This is a genomic window from Kitasatospora sp. NPDC057198, assembly GCF_042670125.1.
Taxonomy (GTDB): Bacteria; Actinomycetota; Actinomycetes; order Streptomycetales; family Streptomycetaceae; genus Kitasatospora.
Genome location: NZ_JBHUWH010000808.1, coordinates 1 through 1,863 on the forward strand (window position 1 = coordinate 1; position 1,863 = coordinate 1,863).

At 76.7% G+C, this 1,863-nt stretch carries 1 protein-coding gene; it reads right to left on the minus strand.

Annotated features, from left to right (window positions below; translation table 11 throughout):
* Positions 1-67: 67 nt before the first annotated feature.
* On the minus strand, positions 68-1,378 hold the full coding sequence (locus tag ACFUEL_RS39230) for a class I SAM-dependent RNA methyltransferase (protein WP_380242933.1): 1,311 nt from the start codon (positions 1,376-1,378) through the stop codon (positions 68-70).
* Positions 1,379-1,863: the final 485 nt, after the last annotated feature.

A 1,863-nucleotide genomic window follows, 5' to 3' on the forward strand; every position in this document is an offset into this window, starting at 1 on the left:
CGTCCCCGGGAAACGCCGCACGGGCGCGGGAGGGGCCCCGCGCCCGTGCGTGGTGCTCCGTCGGCCGTTACCGGACCGGCTCCAGGATGGCGACGCACTCGAAGTGCTGGGTCATCGGGAACAGGTCGAAGGCCCGCAGCGAGACCGGGCGGTAGCCGCCCTCGCGGAAGAAGGCCAGGTCGCGGGCGAGGGCGGCCGGGTCGCAGGCGACGTAGGCGATCCGGCGGGCCTCCAGGGAGCTGAGGTGGGCGACGGTGTCGCGGCCGGCGCCGGAGCGCGGGGGGTCGAGGACGATCAGGTCGGTGGAGGTGATGCCGGTGCGGGGCAGCAGGGTCTCGACCCTGTCGCACTCGATCCGGACGTGCTCCAGCGCGGCCAGGTTGTGCCGGGCGTCGGCGACCGCCTGCTTGCCGGACTCGATGCCGAGCACCGCGCCCTCCTCGCCGACCCGTTCGGCGAGCGCGCCGGCGAACAGGCCGACGCCGCAGTAGAGGTCGAGCGCGCTCTCGCCCCACTGCGGGTCGAGGCCGGTGAGGACGGCGTCGACAAGGGTGTCGGGGGCCTCCGGGTGGATCTGCCAGAAGCCGCCCTCGGAGACCCGCCAGGTGCGGCCGGCGGCGCGCTCGCGGACGAAGGTGCGGCCGTGGACGCGGTGGAAGAGGTCCTGCTCGTCGATCCGGGCGATGGAGGTCTCCCGGTCGAGCTCGACCAGCGGCAGCTGCTCGCCGGGCCGGGGCCGCAGGATCACCTGGCGGTCGGAGGAGCCGGAGGCGGCGATCGCCTCCACCGCGGCCACCCCGGTCCAGTCGCGGGACTCGACGCCGAGCTCGCTCACCCCGGGCGCGGCGATCAGGCAGCGGTCGATCGGCTGGACGTCGTGCGAGCGGTGCTTGCGCAGGCCGATGCCGCCCTCCTCGTCCACCGCGTACTGGACCCGGGTGCGCCAGGCCGGGACCTCGCCGGCCGGGAGCTTGCCGCCGACCGGTTCGACCGAGCCGTCCCAGCGGGCCTCCTCGGGGGTGAGGCCGGCCAGCTTGGCGAGCTGCTCGGTGAGGACGGCGGCCTTGAGCTTGCGCTGCCCGCCGGGGGTGACGTGCTGCCAGTCGCAGCCGCCGCACTTGCCGGGGCCGGAGAACGGGCAGGGGGCCTCGATCCGGTCCTTGGACGCCTCCAGCACCTCCACCGCGTCGGCCCGCAGGAAGCGGGAGGTGGTGGTGCCCTCGGTGACCAGCGCGACGACCCGCTCGCCGGGCAGCGCGTGCCGGACGAACAGCACCCGCCCGTCGTGCCGGGCCACGCAGTGGCCGCCGTGCGCGACCGGCCCGACCTCGACCTCGTAGCGCTCGCCGACCAGCGGGTCCCCGGTGGGCTGCCGCAGCACCGGCTGCGCGGGGCGCAGCGCCCTGGGCGGGCGCACCGCCCCGGGCCTGCGCCCCTGCCGGGCCGGCTTCTTCGCGCCCTCGCCCTTCGGTGCGCCCTGCTTCGGTGCGCCCTGCTTCGGGGCCCTGTCCTTGGGCGCTCCCGCCGGAGCGGCCTTCGCGGGCTTCGCGGGCTTCTCGGCCTTCGCGGGCTTCTCGGGACGCTGCTCGCCGGGCACCGGCGGCAGGCTGCGGGCGGTGTTGCCCTCCCGGTCGGTGGCCTCCGGGCGGGCGGGCCGGCTGCTCCAGCGCGGGTGCGCGACCTGCCCCGGCTTGGCGCCGGACGTGCGGCCGGGGCGGCCCTGGCGACCGGAGGAGCGGGGCGGGTTGTTGCGGGTCACGGGGGTCGCTTCCTTACGGGAGACAGCGGGACACAAACGGGTGGAGCACCGTGCGGCGGCCACGGGAACGGACGCGACCGCGAACACGGCGGCCCGTGGCGGAC